The sequence below is a fragment of the Variovorax sp. 01N425 genome (assembly GCF_056399465.1).
In genome coordinates this window covers 200,035-226,876 of record NZ_JBFTRJ010000002.1, presented here as the reverse complement: position 1 = coordinate 226,876, position 26,842 = coordinate 200,035, and the positions used below count along the sequence as shown (strand labels likewise).

Here is a 26,842-nt window from a genome sequence, read left to right as displayed (position 1 = left end):
CCGCTCAATGGATCGCTGCGGCGACGATGACGCAGATGCCGAGGCTCATGGCGGCCACCACCAGGCCCAGCGCCACGTTCTGCTTCTCGACGATCTCACCCCACAGGTCGTAGGGCGTGAGCTTGTCGATGATGAGGAAGCAGAGCCAGAAGATCAGCACGCCAAGCAGCGCATACACGAGCGATCCGAGGACCACGCCCGGTTTCAGCCATTCAAATCCCATGGGGACCTCCAGTCGTAGTTGCAGTAGTGGGTGACATCAGCGCGAAGCCATGTTGCGCTTGTTCATTTGTGGCCGCCGCCGCTCGAATAGCCGCCGTAGGAGCCGCCGTAGCTGCGCGACCCGCCGGACGAGCCACCGCTGCAGGTGCTCAGGATGACCAGCAGCACGATGATGACGATCACGATGAGGATGATGGTGCCGCAGCCCAGGCCCGATGCGGCGCTGACCGGCAGCGCATCGCCGCGCGCGAACATGTCCTTCTTGTCGTCGAGCTTGAAGGCGGCGGACACCAGGCCGCTGTCGAGCTTGCTGCCCGAGGACCAGGTCAGCTCGTTGGCCGAGCGCTCCATCGACAGCAGCGCGTTGCCGCTCGCGAAATCGCGGTTGAAGGTTTTCTGGCCGCGCTCCACCTGCCAGTAGAACTCGCCCGCCACGTAGGTGGTCTCGGCGTTGTAGGCGTATTGCTGCGTGTAGCGCTTGCCCAGGTAGCTCGCGCTGCTGCCGTTCTCGGCCATCACCGGCGCGCCGGTGGTCGGCTTGACCATGCTCCAGCCGTCCTCGGCATCGACCAGGAAGCTGAAGCCGCGCTTCTTGTTGTACAGCAGGTATTCGTTCCAGCCAAAGTGCTCGTCGTCGCCGGGCTCCACGCCCATGCGGTGCTGGAAGCCCACCACCTGCCATTGCGCGCCCTGCAGCTGGCCGGTGCTGCCGATGGGAATGAGCGGGCGCACGGGCTCGTCCTGCGCCGCGTGCTTCAGCTCGCCGCCGATGCCCTGCGACAGGTCGATGATGCTGTTGCACGAGCCGCAGGTGATGCTCTTGCTGTCGGCCAGGTTGACGGTGACGGGCGCGCCGCAATTCGGGCAATTGAAGGCGCGGCCTTTTTCGTCCTTGGCGGATTCGTCGCGCAGGCCGGTGAGCTGCAGGTCCTCCAGCTGCACCGAGCGGCCCAGGTAGGCGCCCGGCGGCTCGGTGCCGTAGTCGATGCTGAGCACCAGTCCCTTGTCGCTGCGCAGCTCGACCATCGGGAAGGGGCGGCCCAGCTCGGGCAGATGCGGCAGTTCGCCCTGGGCGGACAGCAGCGCCACCTGCTCGTTGGACGAGACGGTGTAGCTCTGGCCGTTGAATGCGCTGGTGGCGCCCACGCGCAGGTCCGTGGGCGGCGGCGCGGCGCGCTGCAGCTCGAAGGGCAGCGCGAACACGTAGGCGCCGTTGTCCTCGCTCAGGATGCCGGTGCGGTCGCCGTCCAGCGCGGCGATCCACTCGGTCCAGCGCCCGCCGGGGTTGCTGTATTGCAGCCGGCCGACGATGGTGAACGGCTGGTTCTGGATGCGGCCCGCGGCAAACAGCTGCAGCGGGCTGAAGTCGTCGAACAGCTCCGCCATCTTGCCGACGCGCGCGAGCGTCTCGCCCTGGCGCACGACGGTGCTCTGGCAGTAGGGGCAAACGGCGAAGGCCGATTGCGCGGACCTGAATTCGACCGGTGCGCCGCAGCCAGGGCAGGGCGCACGGTAGGCGCGCTGGGCGCCTGCTTGCTCAGCCATTGCCGGTGCTTAGACCAGCTTTTTGAGCAGTTCCGCCTTCTTGGCGTCGAACTCTTCCTGCGTGAGGATGCCCTTGGTCTTGAGCTCGCCGAGCTTCTCGAGCGTGGTCATCACGTCGGCCGGGCTCACCACGGCCACGGCCGGCTGCTGCTGGGTTGCGGCCGCCTGTGCCGCCGCGCCCGGGCTCAGCCCTTGCGCGAGGTTCTGCGCCAGCACCTGGCCGAGCGCCACGCCGGCGCCCAGGCCCATGGCATCGCCCGCGATGCCGCTGCCGCCGCCCGCGCCTTCGGCGAACTTGGGAATGGCCTGCGCGGTCTGGTACTGCATGAACTTGCCCATGTCGTTGCCGACCATGCCCATGCCGATCTTCTGGTCGAGGATCTTCTGCAGTTCTTCGGGCAGCGAGACGTTCTGGACCGTGATGTTCTCGAGCTTGATGCCGATCTTCTCGAACTCGGGCACCAGCTGGGCCGCCAGCGCCTGGGCGAACTGGATCTGGTTGGCGGCAAGGTCCAGGAACGGCACGCCGCTGGACGCGATGGCGTTGCTGATGTTCTGCAGCACCAGCCCGCGCAGCTGGCCGTCGAGGTCGGCCACGCCGTAGATGTCGCGCGTGCCCGAGATCTCGGTGTGGAACAGCTTGGCATCGCCGATGCGGAAGCTGTAGTTGCCGAAGGCGCGCAGGCGCACGGCGCCGAAGTCCTTGTCGCGGATGGTGATGGGCTGCGGCGTGCCCCACTTCTGGTCGACCTGCTGGCGCGTGCTGAAGAAGTAGACGTCGCTCTTGAACGGGGACTCGAACAGCTTGTCCCAGTTCTTCAGGTACGTGAGCACGGGCAGCGTCTGCGTCGTGAGCTTGTACATGCCCGGGCCGAACACGTCGGCCACCTGGCCTTCGTTGACGAACACCGCCACCTGCGACTCGCGCACGGTGAGCGAGGCGCCGTTCTGGATTTCCATCTCCGCCATCGGGAAGCGCCAGGCCAGCGTGCCGTCGCCGGTCTCGGTCCACTGGATGATGTCGATGAACTGTTTCTTGATGAAATCCATCAGGGCCATGGCTGCTCCTCGTCGGTTTTTTTCCGGATTGCGCATATTGCCACATCGTCTTGACGGGTCTGCGCGCTTTCGGCAGGGCCGATCTGCGCCATGCGGCCTATGGCGCCGCGGGCCGAGGTCTACAATCGGCGCCCCCAGAAGAAGCGCCACCAGGAGCAACGGCCCATGTCCGATTCGACGACCTCATCGACCCCCACGCCCGAAGACAAGCGCGCCGAACTGCGGCGCGCCGCCCTCGAGTACCACGAGCTTCCGGTGCCGGGCAAGATTGCCATTGCCGCCACCAAGCAGATGATCAACCAGCGCGACCTGTCGCTGGCCTATTCGCCCGGCGTGGCCGCGCCCTGCGAAGAGATCGTCAAGGACCCGGCCAACGCCTTCAAGTACACGGCGCGCGGCAACCTGGTGGCGGTGATCACCAACGGCACCGCCGTGCTCGGCCTGGGCGACATCGGCCCGCTGGCCTCCAAGCCGGTGATGGAAGGCAAGGGCGTGCTGTTCAAGAAGTTCGCCGGCGTCGACGTGTTCGACATCGAGATCGACGAGAAGGACCCGGCCAGGCTGGTCGAGGTGATCGCCGCGCTGGAGCCCACCTTCGGCGCCATCAACCTGGAGGACATCAAGGCCCCCGACTGCTTCTACGTCGAGCGCGAGCTGCGCAAGCGCATGAAGATCCCGGTGTTCCACGACGACCAGCACGGCACGGCCATCACCGTGGCGGCGGCCATGCTCAACGGCCTCAAGGTGGCGGGCAAGGACATCAGCGAGGTCAAGCTGGTCACCTCGGGCGCGGGCGCCGCGGCGCTGGCCTGCCTGAACCTGCTGCTCAAGGTGGGCCTCCGGCGCGAGAACGTGTTCGTGACCGACCTGGCCGGCGTGGTCTACGAAGGCCGCGAAGAGCTCATGGACGACGACAAGCGCCAGTACATGCAGAAAACCACGGCGCGCACGCTGGCCGAGGTGATCGAGGGCGCCGACGTGTTCCTGGGCCTGTCGGCCGGCGGTGTGCTCAAGCCCGCCATGGTGGCCAAGATGGCGCCCAAGCCCGTGATCTTCGCGCTGGCCAACCCGAACCCGGAAATCGCTCCCGAGGACGCCCATGCGGTGCGCCCCGACGTGATCATGGCCACCGGCCGCACCGACTACCCGAACCAGGTCAACAACGTCCTGTGCTTCCCGTACATCTTCCGCGGCGCGCTCGATTCGGGCGCCACCACGATCACCGACGAGATGGAAATTGCCGCGGTGCGCGCGATTGCCGATCTCGCCCAGGCCGAGCAGAGCGAGCGCGTCGCTGCCGCCTACGTCGGCGAAAAGCTGACTTTCGGGCCTGAATACCTGATTCCGAAGCCCTTCGATCCGCGCCTCATGATGAAGATCGCGCCCGCGGTGGCCAAGGCCGCCGAGGAGAGCGGCGTGGCCTCGCGCCCGATCAAGGACATGGACGCCTACCGCGACCGCCTGCAGAGCTTCGTCTACGCCTCGGGCACCACGATGAAGCCGATCTTCGACGCCGCCAAGCGGGCGCAGAAGAAGCGCGTGGCCTATTGCGAGGGCGAGGAAGAGCGCGTGCTGCGCGCCGCCCAGATCGTGGTCGACGAAGGCATTGCGCGCCCCACGCTGATCGGCCGCCCGGCCATCATCGCGCAGCGCATCGAGAAGTTCGGCCTGCGGCTGAAGGAAGAGCTCGACTACGACGTGGTCAACGTCGAGCAGGACCACCGCTACCGCGACTTCTGGCAGACCTACCACCGCATGACCGAGCGCAAGGGCCAGACGGTGCAGACCGCCAAGATCGAGATGCGCCGCCGCCTGACGCTGATCGGCGCCATGCTGCTGCACAAGGACGAGGTCGACGGCATGATCTGCGGCACCTGGGGCACCACGCTGATCCACCTGCACTACATCGACCAGGTGATCGGCAAGCGCCCCGGCGGCTGCGAAAGCACGCCGCAGGACGTGCCGGTGTACGCCTGCATGAACGGCCTGCTCTTGCCTGACCGCCAGGTGTTCCTGGTCGACACCCACGTCAACTACGACCCCTCGCCCGAGGAACTGGCCGAGATCACGACCATGGCGGCCGAGGAAATGATGCGCTTCGGCCTCAAGCCCAAGGCCGCGCTGCTGTCGCATTCGAACTTCGGCACCAGCAACGAGCCCAGCGCGGTCAAGATGCGCAAGACGCTCGACCTCTTGCGCGTGCAGGCGCCCTGGCTCGAGGTGGACGGCGAAATGCACGGCGACGTGGCGCTCGACAGCAAGCAGCGCGCGATCGTCATGCCGCACAGCGCGCTGGCGGGCGACGCCAACCTGCTGGTTTTCCCGAACATCGACGCGGCCAATATTTCCTACAACCTGCTCAAGACCGCGGCCGGTGGCAATATCGCGATCGGCCCGGTGCTGCTCGGAGCCGCCAAACCTGTGCATATTCTCACGGCCAGCGCAACAGTTCGGCGCATCGTGAACATGACAGCCTTGACAGTCGCCGACGCAAACGCAGAGCGATAAGCCATTTGGCGAGAGTGGCCGCCAACTTAAAGCGCCACTCGATCCCCTTGCGACTGCTCAAACTTTGGGCAGTCGCTTGCTATTTTCGCCAGCGTGGTGCACACTCGCGGGCTTGAATTTGCGGGTTAACCCCAGGGTTGGCTGCCAATTCGGAACCCCGCTCTTTTCTTGTGGTGCCCCATGGCGGCTTACGCCTCGATCACGTCCTCTGTCACTAAGTTTGCGCTCACCGGCTTGATGCTGGTGGCATTGGCGACGGGGGCCGAGGCCCGCGGATGGTTCGGCACCGGAAAGCCCGCCCAGGAATCGATTGCACTGTCCGAACTGCCGGTTCAGGGCCAGCGAACCTACGAAGCCATCCTGAGTGGCGGCCCCTTCCGATTCGAAAAGGACGGCACGGTATTTGGCAACCGCGAGCGTCTTTTGCCGCCCGCGCGGCGCGGTCACTACCGCGAGTACACGGTGGCAACGCCCGGCTCGCGCGATCGCGGTGCACGGCGCATTGTCTGCGGCGGAGAACAGCGCACCACACCCGAGGCCTGCTGGTACACGGCAGACCACTACGCGAGTTTCAGACGGATTGCACCATGAGCGATGACAAAGACTTGAGCGGCGCCCCGAAGCGCCCCGAAGAAATGATGATGACTATGGAAAGACCAGCGGAGATGACTTTATCCCTTCGTGCCGTACGCCCGAACATCGTGCAGTCGATTCGTGCGTTCCGCGTGAACGACCTGCAGGAAGCCGCCAACGCCGCGGGCCAGCACTTCCTGTACGCCAATCTGGGGAACGCCCAGACCAAGCAGGACGTTCTGGACCTGATCGCCCAGCAGTTCACCTTTCCGGCGCATTTCGGCAAGAATTTCGACGCGCTGTACGACTGCATGACCGACCCGTTGCATAAATCGGGCCCGCAGCCCGGCTTCGTGATCGTGCTCGAGCAGATCCCGGCCAACGCCAAGTTCGACAAGGAAGCGCGCGAGCAGCTGCTCGACATCTTCCGCGATGCCTCCGATTACTGGGGAGACCGGAAAGTCCCGTTCCGCTGCTTCTATTCTTTTCTGTAGCCCGTTCTGCACACACCAGCCAAGCAGAACGGGCGAACGAGGCTCAGCCGAACGGCGCAGCACTCGATGGCATCGAAATCAACGGCAACACCGCCAATGCGGCAGCCGGCACGGAACCCGAAGGCGAAAAGATGCCGACCGACAAACTGGTCGACGTCTCGCCGCTCGCATTGCGCATGAGCAGCCCCTTCAACGCGGGCTACTGGCTCGCGGCGGCCTGAACGAGCCCACCCCCGAAGCGGCTCGCTTCGTGTAGCCGCCTCCCCCTCGAGGGGACAACACCTGCGGCCCGGCGAAGCCGGTTCCGCGGTGTTCACGAATCAAAGCCGAAAGCCCGCCTTTGCCAAGGCGGGCTTTTTTCATGGGCGCGGGGGGACGGCTTGGGCCAGGGCGACGTATTCGGCCACCGGCACTTCCTCGGCCCTGCGCTGGGCATCGAACTGGCCTGCGAAGCCGTGCTCGTCGAGCCACTTGCCCAGTGTGTGCCGCATGATCTTGCGGCGCTGGCTGAAGGCCACCTGCACGATCTCGCCCAGGCGGGCGGCATCCACGGCCGGCGGCTCGGCCAGCGGCACCATGCGCACCACGGCGCTGTCGACGCGCGGCGGCGGATCGAAGCTCTCGGGCGGCACGAACAGCACGTTTTCCATCCTGTAGCGCCACTGCAGCATCACGCTCAGGCGGCTGTAGTCGGAGGTGGCGGGCCGCGCGACCATGCGGTCGATCACTTCCTTCTGCAGCATGAAGTGCTGGTCGGCGATCAGGTGTGCGAAGCCCAGCAGATGGAACAGGATCGGCGTGGAGATGTTGTAGGGCAGGTTGCCCACCACGCGCAGCGGCGCCGCGAACCTGGCGGCCAGCGCCGCGAAATCGACCTTGAGCACGTCGGACTCGATGACCTCGAGCTGCGGATGCTCGCGCAGCCGCTTGGCCAGGTCGCGGTCGAGCTCGATGACCGTCAGGCGCCCGAGCCGCTCCACCAGCGGCTGGGTGAGCGCCGCCAGGCCCGGACCGATCTCGACCATGGCGTCGCCGGGCTGCGGCGCGATCTCCTGCACGATGGCATCGATGATGCCGCCGTCGGACAGGAAGTGCTGCCCGAACCGCTTCCTGGCGATGTGTGCCATCAGGACTGGGGCGGCTCGCGGTATTCGACGTAGGCGCGCGCGCGCGTTTCCTGCACCCACGTGCTGAAGGCTTCCTCGACCCGCTGCTCGCGCAGCACGGCCCGCGCGGCTTCGCGCTGCTCGGCCTGCGTGAGCTTGGATTCGCGCCGGCCGACCACCTGGATCAGGTGCACGCCGAAGCGCGAGACCACCGGGTCGCTGATCTGGCCCGGCGCCAGGCGGTCCATGGCTTCCTCGAACTCGGGCACGAACTGGCCCGGGCGCGACCAGCCCAGGTCGCCGCCCTCCTTGGCGCTCGCATCCTGCGAGTTGTCGCGCGCGAGGCCGGCGAAGTCGGCCGTGCGGGCCTGCAGGCGGCGCTTGAATTCCGCGAGCTGCGCCACGGCCTGGGCGGTGGTGCGCTTCGGGTCGTTGAGCAGCAGGATGTGGCGCACCTGCGTCTGGGTCACGGTGGCGTCGGTGGCGCCGAGCTGGGCCTTGGCCAGCACCTTGAGCACGTGGAAGCCCGCACCCGAGCGGATCGGGCCGGCAATGCCGTTGACCGGCGTCGACTGCGTGGCTTCGACGAACAGCGACGGATAGCGGTCGGCGGTGCGCATGCCGACGGCGCCACCATTGGCGCGGTCCGGCGAATCGGAGTTCTCCTGCACCAGCTTGGCGAAGTCTTCGCCGGCGCGGGCGCGCTGCGCGAGGCCCTGGGCCCGCTGCTGCAAGGTGGCGACCTGCGCCTCGGTGGCGTTCTCGGGCACGGCGACCAGCAGGTGCGCGAGGTTGATGTTCTGCAGCGCCGCGTCCTTGGTGGGGGCGTTGCGCTGGTCGCGCAGGTATTCGTCGGCCTCGGCGTCGCTGATCTTGACCTTGGACTCGACCTCGCGGTCGCGCAGGCGCGTGAGCAGCAGCTGGTCGCGCAGGTCGTTGCGGAATTCGCGCTGCGAAATACCCTCGGCCACCACGCGGCGGCGCAGCTCCTCGACGCTGATCTGGTTCTGCCGCGCCACGGTCTGCTCGGCCTGGTCGATGGCGACCTCGTCCACCTTGATGCCGTTTTCCTTGGCCAGCTGGAGCTGTGCGCGCTCGGAGATCAGGCGTTCGAGCACCAGGCGCGTGAGCTCGGCGCGCGGCACGCGCTCGGCTTCGGCGTTTTCGCGGATCAGGCGCGTGACGCGCGACTGCACCTCGGTGTTGGTGATCGGTTCGGAATTGACCAGTGCGACGATGTATTCGGCCGCGCGCTGCACCGGCGCGGCGGTGGAAGGCGCGGTGCGCGGCGCCGGCGGCGCCAGCCGGGGACCGGCGCGCATGATGTCGGTGATGCCGCTGCCGCCACCGGGACGCAGGCCTTGCGCGCCCGAGGCCGCGGCCAGTGCCGCGAGGCAGCCCAGGGTCAGGATGGAACGGATGTGTTTCATGGCGTTGCTCAATCGTCTCAGTCGTAATTGGTGAAGCGGCTCGGCCCTTCGGTGGGCTGGCGAAGGGGCTGGTAGCGCTGGATGTTGGTCCGCAAGGTCTGCATCGGGCTCGACCCGATGCTGGAGAACCCGACGAATTCGAGCTGGAACATGATGCGGGTGTTGGCCGTCACCGTGCCGGTCGTGATGCGCTGCAGCACCACGCGCCCGATCCAGCAGCAGCCGTCGTACTCGAAGCCCAGCACGCCGTCCGTGAGTTTCTTGTCCTGCAGGCTGTAGTTGAGCCGGCCGACCGCGTACCACCGCCCGCCGCCCTGGCCCTTGCCCGGGCCGAGGTCCTTGCCCTTGTCGCCCCACAGGTCGTTGAGCGGCCACTGCCAGCCCACGTCGAAGGACTTGTTGCCGTCGGTGGCAAGGGGCGTGGTGGGCGCCTGGTAGCGGAAGGCCGCGCTCAGGTTGCGGTAGGGCCCTGGGTTGTAGCGCGCGGTGATGGCCGAGCGGTCCGACTTGTGCGTGTCGGGGTTGTACTGGACGACCGTGTCCAGGCTCCACTTGGGCGTCCAGTTGATCTGGGCGCCCAGCAGCAGGTCGCTCGCGCGGTCGGTCACCGGCGTGCCGCCCGGCAGCGTGACCTTCTGGTCGCTGAAGCGCAGCCGCTGCGCAATGCCGAAGCGCGCCGCCTCGACGCCGGTGTCGGGGTCGATCAGGCGCGAGGTGACGCCGAGCGTGAGCGTGTTGGTGTCGGAGATGCGGTCGTTGCCCGAGAAGGCGTTCTCGGTGTAGATGGTCGCAAAGCTGAAATCGTTGGCCGCCGAATCGTAGTTCGGCAGCATGCTCTGGTTGCGGAACGGCGTGTAGACGTAGTAGGCGCGCGGCTCCAGCGTCTGGCGGAAGGCGCGGCCGAAGTAGTTCGCGTCGCGCTCGAAGATCAGGCCGCTGTCGAGGCTGAAGGTCGGCACCGTCCGGTTGCTCGAGGTCGGGAAGAAATACAGCGAGTTCGGGTTGTAGGGCACGCCGTTGACGTACTGGGTTCCGTTGACGGTGAGCCTCGGAACGTCGGACTGCGGCAGGTAGTAGTTGTACGAAGCCGTGTTCAGCTGCAGCTTGGGGATGACGAAGGAGCTCGGCGTGATGAACGGCCGGCTGATGGTGGCAATGGCCAGGGCGCGGTCGCCGTCGGGCTGCGACTGCTGGTTGATGTCGAAGCCCGGCTGGCCGGCCAGGATGGTGTTGACGCGAAAGCGCGTGTAGTCCAGGTTCAGCGAAACGTCGAAGCCGTGCCAGTCGTACTTGTTGTAGTTGGCCGTGATCTGCGGCATCCGGTCATAGGACGGCACGATCGGCGACAGGCTGTATTGCAGCGTCTGGTAGCGCAGCGCCCGGATGCCGCCGCTCCAGTCGCCCTTGCTCCAGTTGAGCGAGGCGTCGTTCGTCAGCTGGCGCTGCGCCAGGGTGGGCGTGCGCGTGAAGTCGCGCCAGTAGTCGTTGTCGCTGACGCGGTTGATGTTGATGTTGGCCGAGAGCGAATCGAGCCCCAGCGCCTTGGCGTTGAAATCCTGGTGGTGGTTGGCCCAGATGCCCCAGCGCTTGCTGCTGGGCGGCGCGCCGAAATTCAGGGCCGAGGCCTGGATTTCCCCGTTGGCGAGCTGCTGCAGCTGCGCCGCGCGCGTTTCGTTGTAGCGCTGGCCCACGAGGCGGTCGCTGCCCATCAGGTCCAGGCGGATGCTGCCGCTGTATTCCTTCTCGAGGTAGCGGAATTCCGAGCCCAGGTTGAGGCCGCGCTTGCTCATCAGCGTGGGCGTGAAGGTGGCGTCGCGGTTGGGCGCGATGTTCCAGTAGTACGGCTGCGAGATCTCGATGCCGTTGGTGTTGTCGATGCCGATCGTGGGCGGCAGCAGGCCGCTCTTGCGCTCGTTCGACAGCGGAAAGCTCACGCTCGGCAGCGGCGGCGTGCTGATGCCCATGAAGCTCAGCCGCGCGTCGGTGGCCACGCCGACGTTTTCCTCGGTGTCGGTGGTCAGCGTGGCTGCAGACAGCAGCCAGGCCGGCATCCAGCCCGGAAAGTCCTCGCGGCGGCAGGTGGTGTAGGTGGCGGTGCGGGCCACCGACACGTTGCTGTCGACGAAATCGATGCGCTGCGCCTCGCCATGTCCGCCGGTGGCAAGGAAGGAATAGCGCACGTTGTTGAAGAAGCCCTCGAAGGTCTCGAGCTTGAGCTCGAGCTCGGGGCCTTCGTACACATTGCCGGCCTGGTTGACGCGCACGTTGCCGCGCGCCCTGGCGCGGTCGTCGGGCTGGTAGTACTCGAGCCGGTCGGCGGTGATGGCGACTTCGCCGCGGCGCAGCGTGGCATGGCCTTCGACCACGGTTTCGAGATCCTGGCGGCCCGACAGGCGGTCGCCGGTGATCAGGCTGGGCAACTGGCTGCGCTCGGCGGGCGGCAGCGTTTCGGTCAGCTGCGGCGTGCGCTTGAGCGTGAGCGGGCCATCGAGGCCCCCGGCCGGCTGGGCCGAGGCGCCGTGCGCATGCAGCAGCGCCAGCGACAACAGGGCCAATGGCAGGGGCGGGCCGGAACGCCGCAAGGCAACGCGCCGCCTCATCAGGCCTCCCGCCGCATCGTTCCGGAGAAGGTCCGCAGTCTTCCTGGGGAGGGCTGCGAGTGCACAGGGTGCCAAGCGTGGGGGCTTTGGGTCGTAGGCATCGGTCAGGAACGAAGGATCGTCGGGAGGACGGCGCGGCAGGCCGGCAGGTTGCAGGAGCCGGCGGCAACTCTGTTCGACCAGGGAGGACCGCAGGAGTTGCCGCGCCAGGCGGATTTGTAGAATCGATTATCCATGACAGCACCCCCGCTCCCGGCCTCCGAGCCCACACCCTCCGCCACGGCCATTCTCTGGGCAGATCCGCAGCGGGCCGCGGCGTTCCAGAACTGGCTGGCCGGCATCGGCGCCGCGCACGGCCTGCGGCCCGAGACGGTGCGCCTTGCGTCCGCCGATGCGAGCTTTCGCCGCTACTTCCGCATCGACGCCACGGGGAGCGCCGCCAGCCGCATCGTGATGGATGCGCCGCCCGACAAGGAGAACAGCGAGCCCTTCGTGCAGGTCGCCCGCCTGATGGCCGAGGCCGGCGTGACCGCGCCGCAGGTGCTCGAGTGGGACCGGGCCCACGGCTTCCTGCTGCTCGACGACCTGGGCCGCGAGACCATGCTCGACGTGATCGATCCGGCCCGGCCCGACGCCAGCCGCCCGCTCTACGACCAGGCGATTGATGCGCTGATCCGCTGGCAGCTGGCCTCCAGGCCAGGCGTGCTGCCGCCCTACGACAGGGCGCTGCTCGAGCGCGAACTGGCGCTTTTTCCCGAGTGGTACATCGGGCGGCATCGTGGCATCGCGGTGGAGGGCCAGCTCAAGGAGCGGCTGGAACGCAGCTTCAGACTGATCGTCGAGAGCAACCTGGCCTCGCCGAGCGTCTACGTGCACCGCGACTTCATGCCGCGCAACCTGATGGTCAATGTGGCCCCCACGCTCGGCACTGGCGTGTCCTCGCTGCCCCCCGAGGGGGCGCTCGCCGCCTTGGGGCGGCCCGGCGGCGGCTCGGCCCCCACGCTCGGCACTGGCGTGTCCTCGCTGCCCCCCGAGGGGGCGCTCGCCGCCTTGGGGCGGCCCGGCGGCGGCTCGGCTGCCGATCTCGGCGTGCTCGACTTCCAGGACGCGGTCTACGGCCCGATCACCTACGACATTGCGAGCCTGATGCGCGACGCCTTCCTGAGCTGGGACGAGGAATTCGTGCTCGACGTCACCATTCGTTACTGGGAAGCCGCGCGCAAGGCCAAGCTGCCGGTCGATGCCGATTTCGGCGCGTTCTACCGCTCGGTCGAATGGATGGGGCTGCAGCGCCACCTCAAGGTGGCCGGCATCTTCGCCCGCCTCACGCTGCGCGACGGCAAGCCGCGCTATTTGGCGGACACGCCGCGCTTCATCGCCTACATCCGCTCCACCGCCAGCCGCTACATGGAGCTCACGCCGCTGCTGCGGGTGATCGACGAGATCGAAGGCACGTCGGCGCTGACCGGCTTCGCCTACGGCAGGGTCTAGGGCTCTAGATGCCCCGTTTCCATTGCTCGGTACCGTTAACGGCGGGTGCCTCGCTCGAACTGCCTCCCGGCCCCGCGCGCCACGTCCAGGTGCTGCGCATGCAACCCGGCGACGCGCTCACCTTGTTCGACGGCTCGGGCGGCGAATATGCGGCAACCGTGGAGCGCATGGGGCGCAGCGATGTGTCGGTGACGATCGGCGCCCATGCACCGGCCGAGCGCGAAGCCGCGCGCTCGGTGCACCTGGCCGTCGGCATGCCGGCCAACGAACGCATGGACTGGCTGGTCGAAAAAGCCACCGAGCTGGGCGTCGCGAGCATCCAGCCGCTGGCCACGGCCCACGGCGTGCTGCGCCTTTCGGGCGAGCGCGCCGAGAAGAAGAGGGCGCATTGGGAAGCGATTGCGATTGCCGCCTGCGAGCAATGCGGCCGCAACCGCGTGCCGCGGATCCATCCGGTGCGGCCGTTCTCGGGCCCCTCGGCCTGGATCGGCGCGCATGCGGGCGAGGCCCCGCTGCGCCTTGTCCTGAGCCTGGCCGAAGGCACGCGGCGCCTGGCCGATGCCACCGCCTCGGCGCCGGCCGATCGCAGCGTGCTGGTGCTGAGCGGCCCCGAGGGCGGCCTGAGCAGCGCCGAAGAGCAGGAAGCACTGGCCTGCGGCTTTGCGCCGGTCACGCTCGGGCCGCGCGTGCTGCGCGCCGAAACCGCGGCGCTGGCCGCGCTGGTATTGCTCGCGGGCCCTTGAGCCCGCTTTCCGCAACGGCCTGCCCCACTTCATCCCCATCACAAGAAAAGGATCTCCACGCCATGCCTCGTTCGCCACGCGCCCTCCGGCTTGCCCCCCTCGCGCCCCTTGTGCTGGCCCTGCTCTGCGCCGCGCCGGGCGCGCAGGCCCAGAACACCGCCGTCGCCCCCACGCCGGCGCAGGTCACTCCCGAGGTGGAAAAAACCTTCACGCAGCTGATGGCGGCGCCCGCGGTCCAGAAGCTGCTCGACGCGGTCAAGGCCGACCACGAGCGTTCGGTCGAAGACCTGAAGATGCTGACCGAGATCGAAGCGCCGCCGTTCAAGGAAAGCAAGCGCGCCGAGGCCTTCCTGGCGCGCATGAAGGCGCTCGGGCTCGCCGACGCAAAGATCGATGCCGAGGGCAACGTGGTCGGGCTGCGCAAGGGCACCGGCAACGGCCCCAAGCTGCTGGTCTCGGCCCACCTGGACACCGTGTTCCCCGCCGGCACCGACGTGAAGGTGAAGGAGCACGACGGGAAGCTCCACGCGCCCGGCATCGCGGACGATACGCGCGGCCTGTCGGTGCTGCTGTCGTGGCTCAAGGTGCTCAACGACAACAAGGTCCAGACCGTGGGCGACCTGCTCTTCGTTGCCAATGTGGGCGAGGAAGAGCTCGGCAACCTGCGCGGCATGAAGGCCATCTTCCGCGACCACCTCGACATCGACGGCATGGTGGGGCTGGAGCCTTCGCCCGACGGCAACGTGCTGGTGCTCGGCACGGCGAGCCACCGCTACGAAGTCACGTTCAAGGGCCCGGGCGGCCACAGCTTTGCCGCCTTCGGCCAGGTGCCCAGTGCGATCCACGGCATGGGCCGCGCCATTGCCAAGATCGCCGAAGTCCGCACGCCCAGCTTTCCCAAGACCACCTTCACCGTCGGCACCGTCGGCGGCGGCACCTCGGTGAACACCATTGCGCCCGATGCCCGCATGGCCATCGACATCCGTTCGGACGACATGGCGTCGCTGCTGGAGACCGAAAAGAAGATCCTCGCGGCCATCGACGAAGCGGTGGCCGAGGAGAACAAGCGCTGGAACGTGGCGACGCTGAGCGCCAGCAACAAGCTGATCGGCGACCGGCCGGGCGGGCGCACGCCGTCCGATTCGGTGATCGTGGAAGCGGCTGTGCGCTCGAACACCGCCTTCGGCCACAAGACGCTGCTGCGCGGCGGCAGCACCGACGCCAACGTGCCGATGTCGTACGGCATCCCGGCCATCATCATCGGCGGCGGCGGAAAGTCGACCGGCTTCCATGCCCTGAGCGAAGCGATCGACGTGACAGATGCCTGGAAAGGCGCGCAGAATTCGCTGGTGACAGTGCTGGGTCTGGTCGGCGTGCAAGGGGTAAGCCCCGCATTGCTGCCAAAACGCGCACCGCGTCCCAGGTAATTTGTCACGCTGCGGGCTTAAAAGTAAACAAGCTTGTTCGCCCGCGGCCCCTCGCGCTGGGAAAATGCCAGCGGTTCTGTCACACACCAAGGAAACGTCCATGGGAATGCTCGATTCGGTACTCGGCCAGGTTCTCGGGGGCGCCGCCCAGCAGCAGCAGCCGCAAGGCGGCGGCATCGGCGGGCTGGGAGACCTGGGGGGCCTTGCCGGCGCGCTGGGCGGCCTGCTGGCCAACAACGGCGGCGCGGGTGGCCTGGGAGGGCTGGTCTCGAAATTCGAGCAGGCCGGCATGGGCGACGTGATCGGCTCCTGGATCGGCAAGGGCGAAAACCAGCCCGTGTCCGGCGGCCAGCTGGAGAACGCGCTGGGCAGCGACACCATCGCCAGCATCGCCTCCAAGCTCGGCATCAATGCGCAAACGCTGCTGCCCATGCTGGCCACCATGCTGCCGGCCCTGATCGATCAGCTCACGCCGCACGGCAAGGTGCCGGAGCAGGGCCTGGACAACCCGAACGACCTGCTGGCTACGCTCGGCGGCCTGCTGCAGAACAGGCAGCCTTGAGCGAACTGTTTGCTCATCGGAAATTCCGGCGCCCGCGAGGGCGCTTTTTTTTCGCCCGCCGCAGTTCGGCTGGCGCATCCGGGGCGATTCGCGTAGAACCGCAGCCTTCCATGCCGCAACGCGCCTTCGCCGCCATTTCTCCATGAACCGCAACCTCTGGCTGCTCGCCATCTGCCAGGGCCTGTTCCTGACCAACAACGTCACCTTCATCGCCATCAACGGGCTGGTGGGCCTGAGCATCGCGCCGCGCGGCTGGATGGCCACGCTGCCGGTCATGGGCTACGTGGTGGGCGGTGCGCTCACCACCGGGCTGGTGGCGCGCACGCAGCAGCGCTTCGGGCGGCGCGGGTCGTTCCAGATCGGGCTGGCGGTGGGGCTGGGCTCGGCCTTGCTGTGCGCGTTCGCGGCCATCTCGAAGAACTTCTGGCTCCTGTGCCTGGCCACGGTGGTGGCGGGCTACTACAACGCCAACGCGAACCTCTATCGCTTCGCGGCCGCCGAACTCGCGGCCCCGGCCTGGCGCGAGAAGGCGGTGTCGCTGGTGATGGCCGGCGGCTTGATCGGCGCGGTGGCGGGGCCCAACCTGGCGGCCGCCACGCGCGAGGCGTTCGCGGTGCCGTTCGCGGGCGCCTACATCGCGCTGGCGGCGGTGGCGCTGCTGTCGATGGCAGTCATGCGCTTCATCGAGTTTCCCGCCACGCTCACGCGCCAGGAGGCGCTGGGCGGACGGCCGCTGTCGCAGATCGTGCGCCAGCCGGTGTTCATCGTGGCGGCCGCGGCAGGCGCGCTGGGCTTTGGCGTGATGAACCTGCTGATGGCCGCCACGCCCATTGCCATGCAGATCTGCAGCCTGCCTTTTTCCGATGCCGCGCTGGTGCTCGAATGGCACGTGATCGGCATGTTCGCGCCGGGCTTCTTCACCGGCCACCTGATCCGCCGCTTCGGCGCGCTGCCGGTGATGGGCGTGGGGCTTGCGCTCAACTTCGGCTGCATCGCCGTTGCGCTGTCGGGCGTGGAGCTGCAGCACTTCCTCGTGGCGCTGTGCCTCTTGGGCGTGGGATGGAATTTCCTGTTCACGGGCAGCACCACGCTCTCGCTCACGGCCTACACCCCGCAAGAGCGCGACCGGGCGCAGGGCGCGCTCAATTTCTGCGTGTTCGCGACGCTCGCGCTGACTTCGTTCGCTTCGGGCGTACTGGTCACGACGCAGGGCTGGCAGCTGCTGAACTACGGCTCGCTGGTGCCGGTGGCGCTCACGGGTGCGGCGCTGCTGTGGCTTGCGCAGACGCGCCGGCGCGAGGCCGCAGCCGCGAGCGCCTGAAAGGCTTCTTCTTCAGTCCGGCGGAAAGCGCTTGCCGAGCCAGCGCTGCAGCGCGGCGAACACGGGTTCGGCCTCGAGCTCGTTGAATATCTCGTGGTACATCGATTCGAAGCACTGTGCTTCGACCATGCCGCCGGGCGCCGCGGCGGCCGCGAAGGCGCGGCTCGCGGCCGGCACCACCAGCCGGTCGTCGCCCGCATACAGCAGCAGGGTCGGCACCGGCCAGTGTGCCGCGGCCTGCTGCACCACCGCCCCTTCGTGCGCCAAAAAGCGCGCGAGCCGGCCGCCGATGCGGTCGTGCGTGAGCGGATCGTCGCGGTAGGCCTGCACCACGGCCCGGTCGTGCGAAAGAAAGTTGTCGTCCAGGCCGTTGCCGACGCGCAGCCCGGGCGCAATGCGCGGCAGCACCGCGAGCAGCGCCTTCTGGAATCCGCTCAGGCCCGGGTCGAGCCCCGGCGAAGACAGCACCAGGCCGTCGACCGGCCGCACACCGCGTGCCACCAGGCTGGCAGCGACCAGCCCGCCCAGGCTGTGGCCGAGCAGCAGCAGCGGCAAGCCGGGGTTCCCGCGGCGCGCATCGTCGATGACCAGCGCGAGGTCTTCGACCAGCCGCAGTTCGCCGGGCAGTGCGCCGCGCGCGCCGGACGATCCGCCGTGGCCATGGTGGTCGTGGGCCCACACCGCGAAGCCCCATGCATGCAGGCGCGCCGCGAGCTGGTGATAGCGCCCGGCATGCTCGCCGAGGCCATGCACCAGCACGACGACGCCGCGCGATGCGCCGGCCGCCGGAAGGCGGCGCAGCAGCAGCGTTTCGCCGTCCGGCGTGGGCAGCGAAACCCGCTGCGGCAAAGGCAGCGGCGTCGGCGCCGCCGGGCTCAAGCGGCCGCCGGCTCCGCGGAAGCCGCGCGGTGCGCCGCCGGCAGGGCCGCAATCACCTCGGCCACCGCGGCCGTGAGCTTCTTGGCGTAAGGCACGTGCAGGAATTCATTGGGGCCGTGGGCATTGCTCTTCGGACCCAGCACGCCGCAGACCATCATCTGCGCCTTGGGAAAGCCGGCGCTCAGCATGTTCATCAGCGGGATCGTGCCGCCCTGGCCGATGTAGCCGCAGGATGCGCCGAAATGCGCCTGCGAGGCCTTGTTGAGCGCATCCTCGAACCACGGCGTGATGGTCGGCGCATTCCAGCCGGTGGCGCCGCCGCCGCTTTCGAAGGTCACGCGCGCCTGGTAGGGCGCGTTGTCCTCGAGCAGCGTTTTCAGCTGCTGCACCGCCTCGGCCGCATCGACCAGCGGCGGCAGGCGCAGCGACAGCTTGAAGGCGGTGTAGGGGCGCAGCACGTTGCCCGCGTCCTTCAGCGCCGGAAACCCTTCGGCGCCGGTCACCGACAGCGTGGGCTTCCAGGTGCGGTTGAGCAGCGCCTCGACCGGATCGGTGGTGGTCGGCAGCGCGAACACGGTCGAGCCGCCGCAGTCGTAGTGCGCCCACGGAAAACGCTTGTAGACCTCGTCGCCCAGGATCGCCGCGGTGGCTTTGGCCTGCGCGAGGCGGTCGGCCGGCACTTCGCAATGGAAGCTCGCGGGGAGCAGCCGGCCGGTGGCGCTGTCCTCGAGGCGATCGAGCACCTGCCGCATGATGCGGAAGCTCGAGGGCACGAGGCCCGAGGCGTCGCCCGAGTGGATGCCTTCGGTCAGCACTTCGACCTTGAGCGTGCCGCTGGCCATGCCGCGCAGCGAGGTGGTGAGCCACAGCTGGTCGTAGTTGCCGGCGCCGGAGTCCAGGCAGATCACCAGTTCGACATTGCCCAGCCGCGGGCGCAATGCGTCCACATACGGCAGCAGGTCGTAGGAGCCGCTTTCCTCGCAGGTCTCGATCAGCCCGACGATGCGCGGATGCGCCGCGCCCTGGTTCTTGAGCGCCTGCAGCGCGGCGATGCTGGCGTAGACCGCATAGCCGTCGTCGGCGCCGCCGCGGCCGTAGAGCAGGCCGTTCTCGTACTTGGGCGTCCAGGGGCCGAGGTCGTTGCGCCAGCCGGTGAATTCGGGCTGCTTGTCGAGGTGGCCGTACATCAGCACGGTCTCGTCCATGTTGGTGCCGCTGGCGGCCACTTCGAAGAACAGCACCGGCGTGCGGCCTTCCAGGCGCACGATCTCGAGCTTCAGGCCCTCGACCTTCTGCGCCTCGACCCAGGCCGCCGCATTGCGCAGCACGGTTTCGAGGTAGCCGTGGGCCGACCAATCCTTGTCGAAGCCGGGCGACTTGGCGGGAATGGCGATGTAGTCGGTGAGCTGCTTGAGGATGTCGCCGTCCCATTGGGCGCTGACATCGGACAGGGCGCGCTCGGCATCGAGCAGGCCGGCAGGCATTTCGCGGTGCAAGGGGGCGTTCATCGGGTTCTCCGCGGCTAAGGAAAAAATCGCATTTTGCGCCCTTGGGCGAGCGCGCGTAGAGTGCGGCGATCTCAACCCGGAGCGCAATGTGAGCAAGGCAGCATCGACTCGGATCAAGGTGGGCATCGGCGGCTGGACCTACGAGCCCTGGCGCGACAACTTCTATCCCAAGGGGCTCGCGCAGGCGAAGGAACTGCGCTATGCGAGCCGCCAGGTGAGCGCCATCGAGATCAACGGCACCTACTACAGCACCTTCAAGCCCGAGACCTTCCGCAAATGGCACGGCGAGGTGCCGGAAGACTTCATGTTCTCGATGAAGGCCTCGCGCTTTGCCACCAATCGCAAGGTGCTGGCCACCGCGGGCGATTCGATCAAGCGTTTCATCGACAGTGGCGTGAGCGAGCTCGGCGACAAGCTCGGGCCGATCGTGTGGCAGTTCATGCCCACGAAGCCCTTCGATGCGGAAGATTTCGAGGCCTTTCTCGAGCTGCTGCCCAGGAAGGAAGGCAGCCGAGCGTTGCGCCACGTGATGGACGTGCGGCATCCGAGCTTCATCACGCCGGCCTACCAGGCGCTCGCGAAGAAGCACAAGGTCTCGACCGTGTTCACCGATGCGGACAAGTTTCCCTCGTTCGAGGAACCCGAAGGCGACTTCGCCTATGCGCGGCTCATGATGGCCGACGCCAAGCTCAAGACCGGCTATGCGCCGAAGGCGCTCGACGCCTGGGCCGAGCGCGCACAGCGTTGGGCCGAAGCACCCAAGAAGCGCGACGTGTTCGTCTACTTCATCAACGGCGCCAAAGAGAAAGCACCGGCCGCGGCCGGTGCCTTGCTGGAGCGCCTGGGTTGGAAGCCGCCCGAAGAGGCGGCTTGAGCCGAAAGCCTGATCAGGCTGCGGCTTGCAGCGACGGCTTGGCGCCGAAGCTGATTTCGCCCGACAGCTGGCCGCCTTCCTCGATCACGATCTTGCCGTAGCGGATCTTGCCGGTGACCTTGCCGGTCGAGTGGATCACGAGCTTTTCGCGCACCGTGAGGTTGCCGTCGAACACGCCGCGGATCTCGGCGATGTCGATCTCGGCCGAGCCCTTGAACTCGCCCTGTTCGGCGATCTGCATCAGGCGCGAGTCCATGGTCGCCTCGACCAGGCCTTCGACCACGAGCGTGTCGCAATCGGTGATCTCGACGCCCTTGAGCTTGATGTTGGGGCCGACGGTGAGCTTGCTGCCGCCTTCCTTGGCCGGTGCGGCCGCTGCGGAGAGGCCCCCTTGCTGCGCGGTCAGCGACGAAGGATTGACGGGCGAGCCCGAGAGATTGGTGCCCGAGCCCACCAACGGCGCGGGGCGAGAGGTCAACGAGTCGGTATCACGATCACGCTTGCCGAAAAAGGGGGACTGTGTGGCCAATGGGGAGCTCCTCAACAAAACGACTATCGTAAGAACCCGCTCGCGGCCTGCGGCACTTCATTGCGCAATAAACGTAACCGAATAAATCCCGCGGCGCCCGACAATGACACTCTCCAGTGACCCCGGCCCCGCAAGATGACCCGATCGAACACCGCGCCTGCCGCCCGGAGCCTCGCGATCTCCTCGACCATCGATTCGCGCTTCGACAAGCCTGCCAGCGGCTGGCGGCGCCGGCTGTTCACGGTGATCTTCGAGGCCGACACGCGTGCGGGCCTGCTGTTCGACCTGGCCTTGATCGCGGTGATCGTGGCCAGCGTGCTGGTGGTGATCCTCGACAGCGTGCAGTCGATCCGCGAGCAGTGGCGGCCCGTGTTCAACGTGCTCGAATGGGTGTTCACCATTTTGTTCACGCTCGAGTACATCGCGCGGCTCGCCTGCGTGAACAAGCCGCTGCGCTATGCGCTGAGCTTCTACGGCGTGATCGACCTGCTCGCGCTGCTGCCGACCTTCCTGGTGGCGCTCGCGCCCGAGCTCGCCTACCTGATCGACGTGCGCATTCTTCGGCTTTTGCGCGTGTTCCGCATCTTCAAGCTCTCGCGCTATTCGGTGGAATACCGCGCGCTGGTCTCGGCCGTGGCCGCGAGCCGCCGCAAGATCACGGTGTTCGTGGGCTTCGTGATGCTGGTGGTGCTGGTGATGGGCACGCTGATGTACGTGGTGGAAGGCCCGCAGCACGGCTTCACCAGCATTCCGGTGGCGATCTACTGGGCCATCTCGACCATGGCCACCGTGGGTTTCGGCGACCTCGTGCCCAAGACGGACCTCGGCCGCGCGATTGCCTCGGTGATGATGCTGCTGGGCTGGGGCGTGCTCGCCGTGCCGACCGGCATCGTGACGGCCGAGATGGCGCGGCGCGGTCCCGACGACGATACGCCAGTGCCCGTGGCGCTCGCGCCGCGCGGCGTGCTGGCGATGGCGCCGCCCTCGGCCGTGGCCGCGCCCGCGCCTGCGCGCCGGCTCACGCCTGCAGCCAGGCGACGCGCCCTTGCGCAGCATCGTCGAGGCGGGCGATGAAGGCATCCGCGTCGGGCTCGGGCAGCGTGAAGGTGAAGTCCACCGCATCGCCATGCCGCACATCGACCAGCGAAGCGCCGGGCGCCGCGGCAATCTCGCGCCGCACCAGTCCTTCGAGCGCATAGGGCACGGCGCATTGCAGCAGCCGCTGGCGCACCAGCGGCACCAGCGTGGCCCCGAGGCAGGCCTGCGCCACCGCGTCGGTGTAGGCCCGCACGAGTCCGCCCGCACCCAGCTTGACGCCGCCGAAGTACCGCACCACGGTGGCAAGCACGCCTTCGAGCTGCTGGTGCCGCAGCACTTCGAGCATGGGGCGCCCGGCCGTGCCGCCCGGCTCGCCGTCGTCGTTGGCGGCCGACTGGCCGCCCGCCATGAGCGCCCAGCAGACATGCGCGGCGGCGGGATGCTCGCTGCGCAGGGATGCCACCACGGCCAGGGCCGCGGCCCGGTCGGCCACCGGCTGCACGCAGCCGATGAAGCGGCTCTTCTTGATCAGCAGCTCGCTGTGCGCCGGTTGCGAGAGCGTGAAGCTCATGGAGCAGCCGTTGTTTTCAGTCGGGTCGCGGAATCGCTCAGCGCTCCCGCTCGAACTTGAACACGGCTGTGCCCGCGCGCGCGTTGGGCAGCCAGCGCACGCTGCGGCCTTCCTGCACGCCGAAGGCATCGAGCACGCGCAGGCTGTTCTTCTGTGCCAGCACCTCGAAATCCTTGAAGGTGCCGACCCGGATGTTGGGCGTGTCGTACCACTGGTAGGGCAGGCGGCGCGTCACCGGCATGCGGCCGCGCGCAATGCTGATGCGGTTGGGCCAGTGCGCAAAGTTGGGGAAGGCCACGATGCCGATGCGGCCCACGCGCGCGGTTTCGCGCAGCATGATCTCTGCGTTACGCAGATGCTGCAGCGTGTCGATCTGCAGCACCACGTCGAACGAGGCGTCGTCGAACATCGCCAGGCCTTCGTCGAGGTTCAGTTGGATCACGTCGACGCCGCGGCGGATGCACTGCAGCACGTTGCCGTCGGCAATTTCCACGCCGTAGCCGGTGCAGCCGCGCTCGCGCTGCAGCAGGTCGAGCAGGGCGCCGTCGCCGCAGCCGAGGTCGAGCACGCGCGCGCCCTCGGGCACGAGGTTGGCAATGAGCCGCTGGGTCTGGATGTCGCTCACGACGCGCTCCCTTCGGCCTGGATCTCGTGCGCCACGCGCTCGAAGTAGGAGCGCACCACGCCCATGTAGCGCACGTCGTCGAGCAGGAAGGCGTCGTGCCCGTGCGGCGCGTCGATCTCGGCGTAGCTCACGTTGCGGCGGTTGTCCAGCAGCGCCTTCACCAGCTCGCGGCTGCGCGCGGGCGAGAAGCGCCAGTCGGTCTTGAAGCTCACGAGCAGGAACTTGGCCGTGGCGCCGGCGAATGCCGCGCTGAGGTTGCCGCCATGCGAACGCGCGGGGTCGAAGTAGTCGAGCGCGCGCGTGATCAGCAGGTAGGTGTTGGCGTCGAAGTATTCGCTGAACTTGTCGCCCTGGTAGCGCAGGTAGCTCTCGATCTGGAACTCGACGTCCTGCGTGGAATAGCGGTAGTCGAGCCCCGCCGCCTCGCCTTCGACCGCGCTGCGCAGGATGCGGCCGAACTTCGCGTTCATGACGTCGTCGCTCAGGTAGGTGATGTGGCCGATCATCCGCGCGATGCGCAGGCCCCGCTTGGGGATCACGCCGTGCTCGTAGAAATGGCCGCCGTGGAAGTCGGGGTCGGTGACGATGGCGCGGCGCGCCACTTCGTTGAAGGCGATGTTCTCGGCCGTGAGGTTGGGCGCGCTGGCCACCACCACGGCATGCCGCACGCGGTCGGGGTACTGCAGCGTCCACGACAGCGCCTGCATGCCGCCCAGGCTGCCGCCCATCACGGCCGCGAGCGTGCGGATGCCGAGCGCATCGAGCAGCGCCGCCTGCGCATCGACCCAGTCCTCGACCGTGACCACCGGAAAGTCCGCGCCGTAGACGCGGCCGGTGGCGGGATCGACGTGCATCGGGCCGGTGGAGCCGAAGCAGGAGCCGAGGTTGTTCACGCCGATCACGAAGAAACGGTCGGTGTCGACCGGCTTGCCCGGGCCCACCATGTTGTCCCACCAGCCCTCGGACCGCGCCTGGCCTTCGTAGGTGCCGGCCACATGGTGCGAGGCGTTGAGGGCATGGCACACCAGCACCGCGTTGCTGCGCTCGGCGTTCAGGGTGCCGTAGGTTTCGTAGGCGAGCGTGTAGCTGCCGAGCGACGCACCGCTGCGCAGGGCCAGCGGGCCCTCGAACTGCATCGACTGCGGAGTGACGACCAAGGGAGGTGACGACATCAATGAAAAAACCCGGCCTCGCCAAAAACGAGCCGGGTTGCTTGTTCGCCAACTGGACTGTCTTTAGCTGAATTTATTAAGCGCCCGCAAGCTGAAGCAAATCGGCGCAGCTGGCAGTATATCGCCCCGCCGTGCTACCAGCCGACGATCATCACGATGCCGAGCACGAGGAAGATCGCGGCCGAGACGCCGTGCACCAGCTTGATGGGCACGCGCCGTACGATCTTCTCGCCGAGCCACACCACCGGTGCGTTGGCCAGCATCATGCCGAGCGTCGTGCCGGCGACCACCCAGACGTAGTCCTGCGTGAAGCGGGCGGCCAGCATGACGGTCGCGATCTGGGTCTTGTCGCCCATTTCGGCCAGGAAGAACGCGACCAGCGTGGTGCCGAAGACCCCGTAGTGGCTGGCCGCGGGCGCGTCGTCTTCGTCGAGCTTGTCGGGAATCAGCATCCACGCCGCCATGGCGATGAACGAGCCGCCCAGGATCCAGCGCAGCACGTCGGGTCCGAGCCAGTGGGTGATCCAGTTGCCGACCGCGCCGGCCAGCGCGTGGTTGACGATGGTGGCCGCGAAGATCCCGAGCACGATCGGCCAGGGTTTCCGGAAACGCGCCGCGAGCAGAAGAGCCAGCAGTTGGGTCTTGTCGCCCATTTCGGCGAGCGCAACCACGCCGGTTGCAACGAGAAAAGCTTCCATGAAAGAGAGGGTTCCTTGGGCCGAAGGACGCAATTGACCGTGCAACACCTTCGGCCATATTCCCGAAGTTGCACGGTCAAAGGTCTCGCCAGGTGTGTTCACTGCACGCGCCATGTCCTGTGGGGCAGGACAAGTCTGTTGACGCGGGCCCTTCTCGCGATGGAAGGCGGCTACTCCCCAATGACGGGTCGGATTCTACCTGCTGCGCGGCAGCCACCGGCCGGGTTTGTAAGCGTGCGCTAGCTTTCTGTAAATTTTTCGAGGCCCTACAGGATGCAGCAAATTACTGCTTGCATTTCACGTATTTCACCCATAATGCACGAGCCTCCCTCTTCATTTTGCCGGGGAGGAAGTTCGGTGATCGGTCAGTTTCGCGCGACTCGACGGCTCTCGTTTGAGTGATGCTTTCGGGACTCCATCGCTTTTCTTGCTATGTGTTTATAGGAGTCCCTTGATGGGCAACAAACTGTATGTCGGCAACCTGCCTTACTCGGTGCGCGACAGTGATCTCGAACAGGCTTTTGGACAATTCGGCGCGGTGACCAGCGCCAAGGTCATGATGGAACGCGACACGGGCCGCTCGAAGGGCTTCGGCTTCGTCGAGATGGGCAGTGACGCGGAAGCGCAAGCGGCCATCAATGGCATGAACGGCCAGCCGCTCGGCGGCCGCAGCGTCGTCGTCAACGAAGCACGTCCCATGGAAGCACGTCCGCCCCGCAGCGGTGGCGGCGGCTACGGCGGCGGCGGTGGTGGTTATGGCGGCGGTGGTGGCGGTGGCTACGGCGGCGGCGGTGGTGGCGGCTACGGTGGTGGCGGCGGCGGCCGCTCCGGCGGTGGTGGCGGCTATGGCGGCGGTGGCGGTGGCCGCTCCGGCGGCGGTGGTGGTGGCGGCGATGGCGGCTTCCGCAGCCCCTACGGTGCCGGCCCCCGTGGCGGTGGCGGCGGTGGCCGCTCCGGCGGTGGTGGTGGCTACGGCGGCGGCGGCAACAGCGGCTACTGAACGCTGCATCCCGTCACGCACAAGTAAAAAGGCTCCTCAGGGAGCCTTTTTACTTGGAGCCGCCGCTCCGGCGAAGCCATCAGCTTTCGCCGCTGCGCTTCTTGCGGGCGCGGCCCTGCACGGCGCGGTCGAGCAGCGCATTCGGCAGCATGCGCATCAGCTTGGCGACCACGCCCATCTGCCAGGGAATCACGCGGTAGCTGGTGCCCGCCTCGATGGCGCGCAGCGCCTGGTCGGCAAAGTCCCGGGTCTTCATGAGAAAGGGCATGCCGTAGCGGTTGCCCTGGGTCAGCGGCGTGTCGATGTAGCCGGGGCAGAGCGTGACGACCTTGACGCCGCTGTTGTGCAGTTCGCCGCGCAGGCTCTCGCAGTACGCGACCACGCCCGCCTTGCTGGCGCAGTAGGCGCCGTGCCCCGGCAGCCCGCGAATGGCCGCGACGCTCGCGATGCCGACCAGCCGGCCGCTGCCGCGCTGCCGCATCGCGGCCACGAAAGGATGGAAGGTGGCCATCAGGCCGACGTTGTTGGTGGCGAAGGTCCGGGCCATCACCTCGATGTCCTCGCGCTCTGCGGTGTCGATGCCCACGCTGATGCCGGCGTTGGCAATCACCACGTCGGGCAGGCCCTGGCGCGCGATGCAGGCGGCGCCGGCGGCCACGATGCTGTCGGTTTGCGCGACGTCCGCGCCATAGACCTGGTAGCGGGCGGGGTCCAGCTGGCGCTCGCCGGCCCAGGATTCGATCTCCGCGGTGCGCCGCGCCACCAGCGCCAGGCGGTAGCCCGCCTCGTAGAAGCTGGCGGCCAGGGCCTGGCCGATGCCGCTCGATGCGCCGGTGATGAAGACAAGCGGAGACGGGCTCATGCGCG

General features: G+C 67.6%; 25 protein-coding genes and 1 riboswitch. Of the genes, 11 read left to right on the top strand and 14 right to left on the bottom strand.

All coding sequences use genetic code 11. From position 1 onward, the window contains the following. Positions 1 to 4: 4 nt before the first annotated feature. The 3 genes from AC1DSC_RS04165 to AC1DSC_RS04155 all read right to left on the bottom strand — a co-directional run bounded on the left by AC1DSC_RS04165 (position 5) and on the right by AC1DSC_RS04155 (position 2,826). A complete protein-coding gene (locus AC1DSC_RS04165) occupies positions 5 to 223 on the bottom strand; it encodes a DUF350 domain-containing protein (protein WP_015868006.1) in 219 nt (72 codons plus the stop codon). Positions 224 to 285: 62 nt separating this feature from the next. After that, positions 286 to 1,767 carry a DUF4178 domain-containing protein gene (locus tag AC1DSC_RS04160; RefSeq protein ID WP_436288272.1) on the bottom strand — a complete coding sequence of 494 codons (1,482 nt, stop codon included), beginning with the start codon at positions 1,765 to 1,767 and terminating at the stop codon, positions 286 to 288. 9 nt (positions 1,768 to 1,776) lie between these two features. Then, positions 1,777 to 2,826: an SPFH domain-containing protein gene (locus AC1DSC_RS04155; protein ID WP_015868008.1), complete on the bottom strand. Its 1,050-nt coding sequence runs from the start codon at positions 2,824 to 2,826 to the stop codon at positions 1,777 to 1,779. A 165-nt stretch (positions 2,827 to 2,991) separates the two neighbouring features. Here AC1DSC_RS04155 and AC1DSC_RS04150 point away from each other — a divergent pair, with 165 nt between their 5' ends. The 3 genes from AC1DSC_RS04150 to AC1DSC_RS04140 all read left to right on the top strand — a co-directional run bounded on the left by AC1DSC_RS04150 (position 2,992) and on the right by AC1DSC_RS04140 (position 6,401). Next, entirely contained in the window at positions 2,992 to 5,334 is a 2,343-nt protein-coding gene (locus AC1DSC_RS04150; protein ID WP_027729499.1) for an NADP-dependent malic enzyme, read from the top strand. 180 nt (positions 5,335 to 5,514) lie between these two features. Continuing rightward, on the top strand, positions 5,515 to 5,925 hold the full coding sequence (locus tag AC1DSC_RS04145) for a guanyl-specific ribonuclease (protein ID WP_015868010.1): 411 nt from the start codon (positions 5,515 to 5,517) through the stop codon (positions 5,923 to 5,925). 50 nt (positions 5,926 to 5,975) lie between these two features. Beyond that, the gene (locus AC1DSC_RS04140) at positions 5,976 to 6,401 is read left to right on the top strand and encodes a barstar family protein (RefSeq protein ID WP_086012221.1); all 426 of its coding nucleotides are present in this window, start codon (positions 5,976 to 5,978) and stop codon (positions 6,399 to 6,401) included. Between the two features lie 359 nt (positions 6,402 to 6,760). Here AC1DSC_RS04140 and rsmA read toward each other — a convergent pair whose 3' ends face one another. From rsmA to AC1DSC_RS04125, 3 genes are read right to left on the bottom strand one after another with little or no spacing between them, the layout of a single operon-like run. After that, positions 6,761 to 7,528, bottom strand: a complete 768-nt coding sequence (rsmA, locus tag AC1DSC_RS04135; RefSeq protein ID WP_062363868.1) for a 16S rRNA (adenine(1518)-N(6)/adenine(1519)-N(6))-dimethyltransferase RsmA — start codon at positions 7,526 to 7,528, stop codon at positions 6,761 to 6,763. Next, on the bottom strand, positions 7,528 to 8,937 hold the full coding sequence (locus AC1DSC_RS04130) for a peptidylprolyl isomerase (RefSeq protein ID WP_015868013.1): 1,410 nt from the start codon (positions 8,935 to 8,937) through the stop codon (positions 7,528 to 7,530). Before AC1DSC_RS04130 ends, rsmA begins: the two co-directional genes overlap by 1 nt. A gap of 17 nt (positions 8,938 to 8,954) precedes the next feature. After that, positions 8,955 to 11,537, bottom strand: a complete 2,583-nt coding sequence (locus AC1DSC_RS04125; protein ID WP_015868014.1) for an LPS-assembly protein LptD — start codon at positions 11,535 to 11,537, stop codon at positions 8,955 to 8,957. 234 nt (positions 11,538 to 11,771) lie between these two features. Between AC1DSC_RS04125 and AC1DSC_RS04120 the strand changes: the two genes are divergently transcribed. The 5 genes from AC1DSC_RS04120 to AC1DSC_RS04100 all read left to right on the top strand — a co-directional run bounded on the left by AC1DSC_RS04120 (position 11,772) and on the right by AC1DSC_RS04100 (position 17,081). After that, complete coding sequence (locus AC1DSC_RS04120; protein WP_436045189.1) at positions 11,772 to 13,028, top strand: aminoglycoside phosphotransferase family protein; 1,257 nt, start codon at positions 11,772 to 11,774, stop codon at positions 13,026 to 13,028. A gap of 8 nt (positions 13,029 to 13,036) precedes the next feature. Continuing rightward, positions 13,037 to 13,771, top strand: a complete 735-nt coding sequence (locus tag AC1DSC_RS04115; protein ID WP_436288273.1) for a 16S rRNA (uracil(1498)-N(3))-methyltransferase — start codon at positions 13,037 to 13,039, stop codon at positions 13,769 to 13,771. A 62-nt stretch (positions 13,772 to 13,833) separates the two neighbouring features. Then, the gene (locus AC1DSC_RS04110; protein ID WP_018903430.1) at positions 13,834 to 15,198 is read left to right on the top strand and encodes a M20/M25/M40 family metallo-hydrolase; all 1,365 of its coding nucleotides are present in this window, start codon (positions 13,834 to 13,836) and stop codon (positions 15,196 to 15,198) included. Between the two features lie 100 nt (positions 15,199 to 15,298). Then, entirely contained in the window at positions 15,299 to 15,760 is a 462-nt protein-coding gene (locus AC1DSC_RS04105; RefSeq protein ID WP_278878488.1) for a YidB family protein, read from the top strand. A gap of 142 nt (positions 15,761 to 15,902) precedes the next feature. After that, positions 15,903 to 17,081 carry an MFS transporter gene (locus tag AC1DSC_RS04100; protein ID WP_018903428.1) on the top strand — a complete coding sequence of 393 codons (1,179 nt, stop codon included), beginning with the start codon at positions 15,903 to 15,905 and terminating at the stop codon, positions 17,079 to 17,081. Between the two features lie 12 nt (positions 17,082 to 17,093). On the opposite strand, the gene AC1DSC_RS04095 is transcribed toward AC1DSC_RS04100, so the two are convergent. Together AC1DSC_RS04095 and AC1DSC_RS04090 are read right to left on the bottom strand one after the other, a co-directional pair. Next, entirely contained in the window at positions 17,094 to 17,960 is an 867-nt protein-coding gene (locus AC1DSC_RS04095; RefSeq protein ID WP_436288274.1) for an alpha/beta hydrolase, read from the bottom strand. Beyond that, the gene (locus tag AC1DSC_RS04090; protein WP_436288275.1) at positions 17,957 to 19,468 is read right to left on the bottom strand and encodes a M20 family metallopeptidase; all 1,512 of its coding nucleotides are present in this window, start codon (positions 19,466 to 19,468) and stop codon (positions 17,957 to 17,959) included. The genes AC1DSC_RS04095 and AC1DSC_RS04090 overlap by 4 nt, the downstream gene beginning before the upstream one ends. Positions 19,469 to 19,556: 88 nt before the next feature. Here AC1DSC_RS04090 and AC1DSC_RS04085 point away from each other — a divergent pair, with 88 nt between their 5' ends. Beyond that, entirely contained in the window at positions 19,557 to 20,342 is a 786-nt protein-coding gene (locus tag AC1DSC_RS04085; RefSeq protein WP_436288276.1) for a DUF72 domain-containing protein, read from the top strand. Positions 20,343 to 20,355: 13 nt separating this feature from the next. Here AC1DSC_RS04085 and AC1DSC_RS04080 read toward each other — a convergent pair whose 3' ends face one another. Continuing rightward, positions 20,356 to 20,871: a bactofilin family protein gene (locus tag AC1DSC_RS04080; protein ID WP_015868023.1), complete on the bottom strand. Its 516-nt coding sequence runs from the start codon at positions 20,869 to 20,871 to the stop codon at positions 20,356 to 20,358. A gap of 135 nt (positions 20,872 to 21,006) precedes the next feature. Between AC1DSC_RS04080 and AC1DSC_RS04075 the strand changes: the two genes are divergently transcribed. After that, positions 21,007 to 21,945, top strand: a complete 939-nt coding sequence (locus AC1DSC_RS04075; protein ID WP_278878495.1) for an ion transporter — start codon at positions 21,007 to 21,009, stop codon at positions 21,943 to 21,945. On the opposite strand, the gene AC1DSC_RS04070 is transcribed toward AC1DSC_RS04075, so the two are convergent. The 4 genes from AC1DSC_RS04070 to AC1DSC_RS04055 form a co-directional block, all read right to left on the bottom strand. Next, on the bottom strand, positions 21,890 to 22,480 hold the full coding sequence (locus AC1DSC_RS04070) for an IMPACT family protein (protein WP_436288277.1): 591 nt from the start codon (positions 22,478 to 22,480) through the stop codon (positions 21,890 to 21,892). The genes AC1DSC_RS04075 and AC1DSC_RS04070 overlap by 56 nt on opposite strands. A gap of 37 nt (positions 22,481 to 22,517) precedes the next feature. Then, complete coding sequence (metW, locus tag AC1DSC_RS04065) at positions 22,518 to 23,105, bottom strand: methionine biosynthesis protein MetW (RefSeq protein ID WP_015868026.1); 588 nt, start codon at positions 23,103 to 23,105, stop codon at positions 22,518 to 22,520. Continuing rightward, complete coding sequence (gene metX / locus AC1DSC_RS04060; RefSeq protein WP_436288278.1) at positions 23,102 to 24,277, bottom strand: homoserine O-succinyltransferase MetX; 1,176 nt, start codon at positions 24,275 to 24,277, stop codon at positions 23,102 to 23,104. The genes metW and metX overlap by 4 nt, the downstream gene beginning before the upstream one ends. A gap of 134 nt (positions 24,278 to 24,411) precedes the next feature. After that, the gene (locus tag AC1DSC_RS04055; protein ID WP_015868028.1) at positions 24,412 to 24,975 is read right to left on the bottom strand and encodes a TMEM165/GDT1 family protein; all 564 of its coding nucleotides are present in this window, start codon (positions 24,973 to 24,975) and stop codon (positions 24,412 to 24,414) included. A gap of 6 nt (positions 24,976 to 24,981) precedes the next feature. Further along, positions 24,982 to 25,166: riboswitch (yybP-ykoY riboswitch) on the bottom strand. Between the two features lie 263 nt (positions 25,167 to 25,429). Here AC1DSC_RS04055 and AC1DSC_RS04050 point away from each other — a divergent pair. Continuing rightward, complete coding sequence (locus AC1DSC_RS04050; protein ID WP_015868029.1) at positions 25,430 to 25,975, top strand: RNA recognition motif domain-containing protein; 546 nt, start codon at positions 25,430 to 25,432, stop codon at positions 25,973 to 25,975. 79 nt (positions 25,976 to 26,054) lie between these two features. Here AC1DSC_RS04050 and AC1DSC_RS04045 read toward each other — a convergent pair whose 3' ends face one another. Continuing rightward, on the bottom strand, positions 26,055 to 26,837 hold the full coding sequence (locus AC1DSC_RS04045) for an SDR family oxidoreductase (RefSeq protein ID WP_436288279.1): 783 nt from the start codon (positions 26,835 to 26,837) through the stop codon (positions 26,055 to 26,057). Positions 26,838 to 26,842 lie beyond the last annotated feature (5 nt).

Excerpts from the sequence above, each read along its gene's own strand:
- AC1DSC_RS04165 (WP_015868006.1), bottom strand. The coding sequence starts at position 223 with ATGGGATTTGAATGGCTGAAACCGGGCGTGGTCCTCGGATCGCTCGTG.
- AC1DSC_RS04160 (WP_436288272.1), bottom strand. The coding sequence starts at position 1,767 with ATGGCTGAGCAAGCAGGCGCCCAGCGCGCCTACCGTGCGCCCTGCCCT.
- AC1DSC_RS04155 (WP_015868008.1), bottom strand. The coding sequence starts at position 2,826 with ATGGCCCTGATGGATTTCATCAAGAAACAGTTCATCGACATCATCCAG.
- AC1DSC_RS04150 (WP_027729499.1), top strand. The coding sequence starts at position 2,992 with ATGTCCGATTCGACGACCTCATCGACCCCCACGCCCGAAGACAAGCGC.
- AC1DSC_RS04145 (WP_015868010.1), top strand. The coding sequence starts at position 5,515 with ATGGCGGCTTACGCCTCGATCACGTCCTCTGTCACTAAGTTTGCGCTC.
- AC1DSC_RS04140 (WP_086012221.1), top strand. The coding sequence starts at position 5,976 with ATGACTATGGAAAGACCAGCGGAGATGACTTTATCCCTTCGTGCCGTA.
- rsmA (WP_062363868.1), bottom strand. The coding sequence starts at position 7,528 with ATGGCACACATCGCCAGGAAGCGGTTCGGGCAGCACTTCCTGTCCGAC.
- AC1DSC_RS04130 (WP_015868013.1), bottom strand. The coding sequence starts at position 8,937 with ATGAAACACATCCGTTCCATCCTGACCCTGGGCTGCCTCGCGGCACTG.
- AC1DSC_RS04125 (WP_015868014.1), bottom strand. The coding sequence starts at position 11,537 with ATGAGGCGGCGCGTTGCCTTGCGGCGTTCCGGCCCGCCCCTGCCATTG.
- AC1DSC_RS04120 (WP_436045189.1), top strand. The coding sequence starts at position 11,772 with ATGACAGCACCCCCGCTCCCGGCCTCCGAGCCCACACCCTCCGCCACG.
- AC1DSC_RS04115 (WP_436288273.1), top strand. The coding sequence starts at position 13,037 with ATGCCCCGTTTCCATTGCTCGGTACCGTTAACGGCGGGTGCCTCGCTC.
- AC1DSC_RS04110 (WP_018903430.1), top strand. The coding sequence starts at position 13,834 with ATGCCTCGTTCGCCACGCGCCCTCCGGCTTGCCCCCCTCGCGCCCCTT.
- AC1DSC_RS04105 (WP_278878488.1), top strand. The coding sequence starts at position 15,299 with ATGGGAATGCTCGATTCGGTACTCGGCCAGGTTCTCGGGGGCGCCGCC.
- AC1DSC_RS04100 (WP_018903428.1), top strand. The coding sequence starts at position 15,903 with ATGAACCGCAACCTCTGGCTGCTCGCCATCTGCCAGGGCCTGTTCCTG.
- AC1DSC_RS04090 (WP_436288275.1), bottom strand. The coding sequence starts at position 19,468 with ATGAACGCCCCCTTGCACCGCGAAATGCCTGCCGGCCTGCTCGATGCC.
- AC1DSC_RS04075 (WP_278878495.1), top strand. The coding sequence starts at position 21,007 with ATGACCCGATCGAACACCGCGCCTGCCGCCCGGAGCCTCGCGATCTCC.
- AC1DSC_RS04070 (WP_436288277.1), bottom strand. The coding sequence starts at position 22,480 with ATGAGCTTCACGCTCTCGCAACCGGCGCACAGCGAGCTGCTGATCAAG.
- metX (WP_436288278.1), bottom strand. The coding sequence starts at position 24,277 with ATGTCGTCACCTCCCTTGGTCGTCACTCCGCAGTCGATGCAGTTCGAG.
- AC1DSC_RS04055 (WP_015868028.1), bottom strand. The coding sequence starts at position 24,975 with ATGGAAGCTTTTCTCGTTGCAACCGGCGTGGTTGCGCTCGCCGAAATG.
- AC1DSC_RS04050 (WP_015868029.1), top strand. The coding sequence starts at position 25,430 with ATGGGCAACAAACTGTATGTCGGCAACCTGCCTTACTCGGTGCGCGAC.
- AC1DSC_RS04045 (WP_436288279.1), bottom strand. The coding sequence starts at position 26,837 with ATGAGCCCGTCTCCGCTTGTCTTCATCACCGGCGCATCGAGCGGCATC.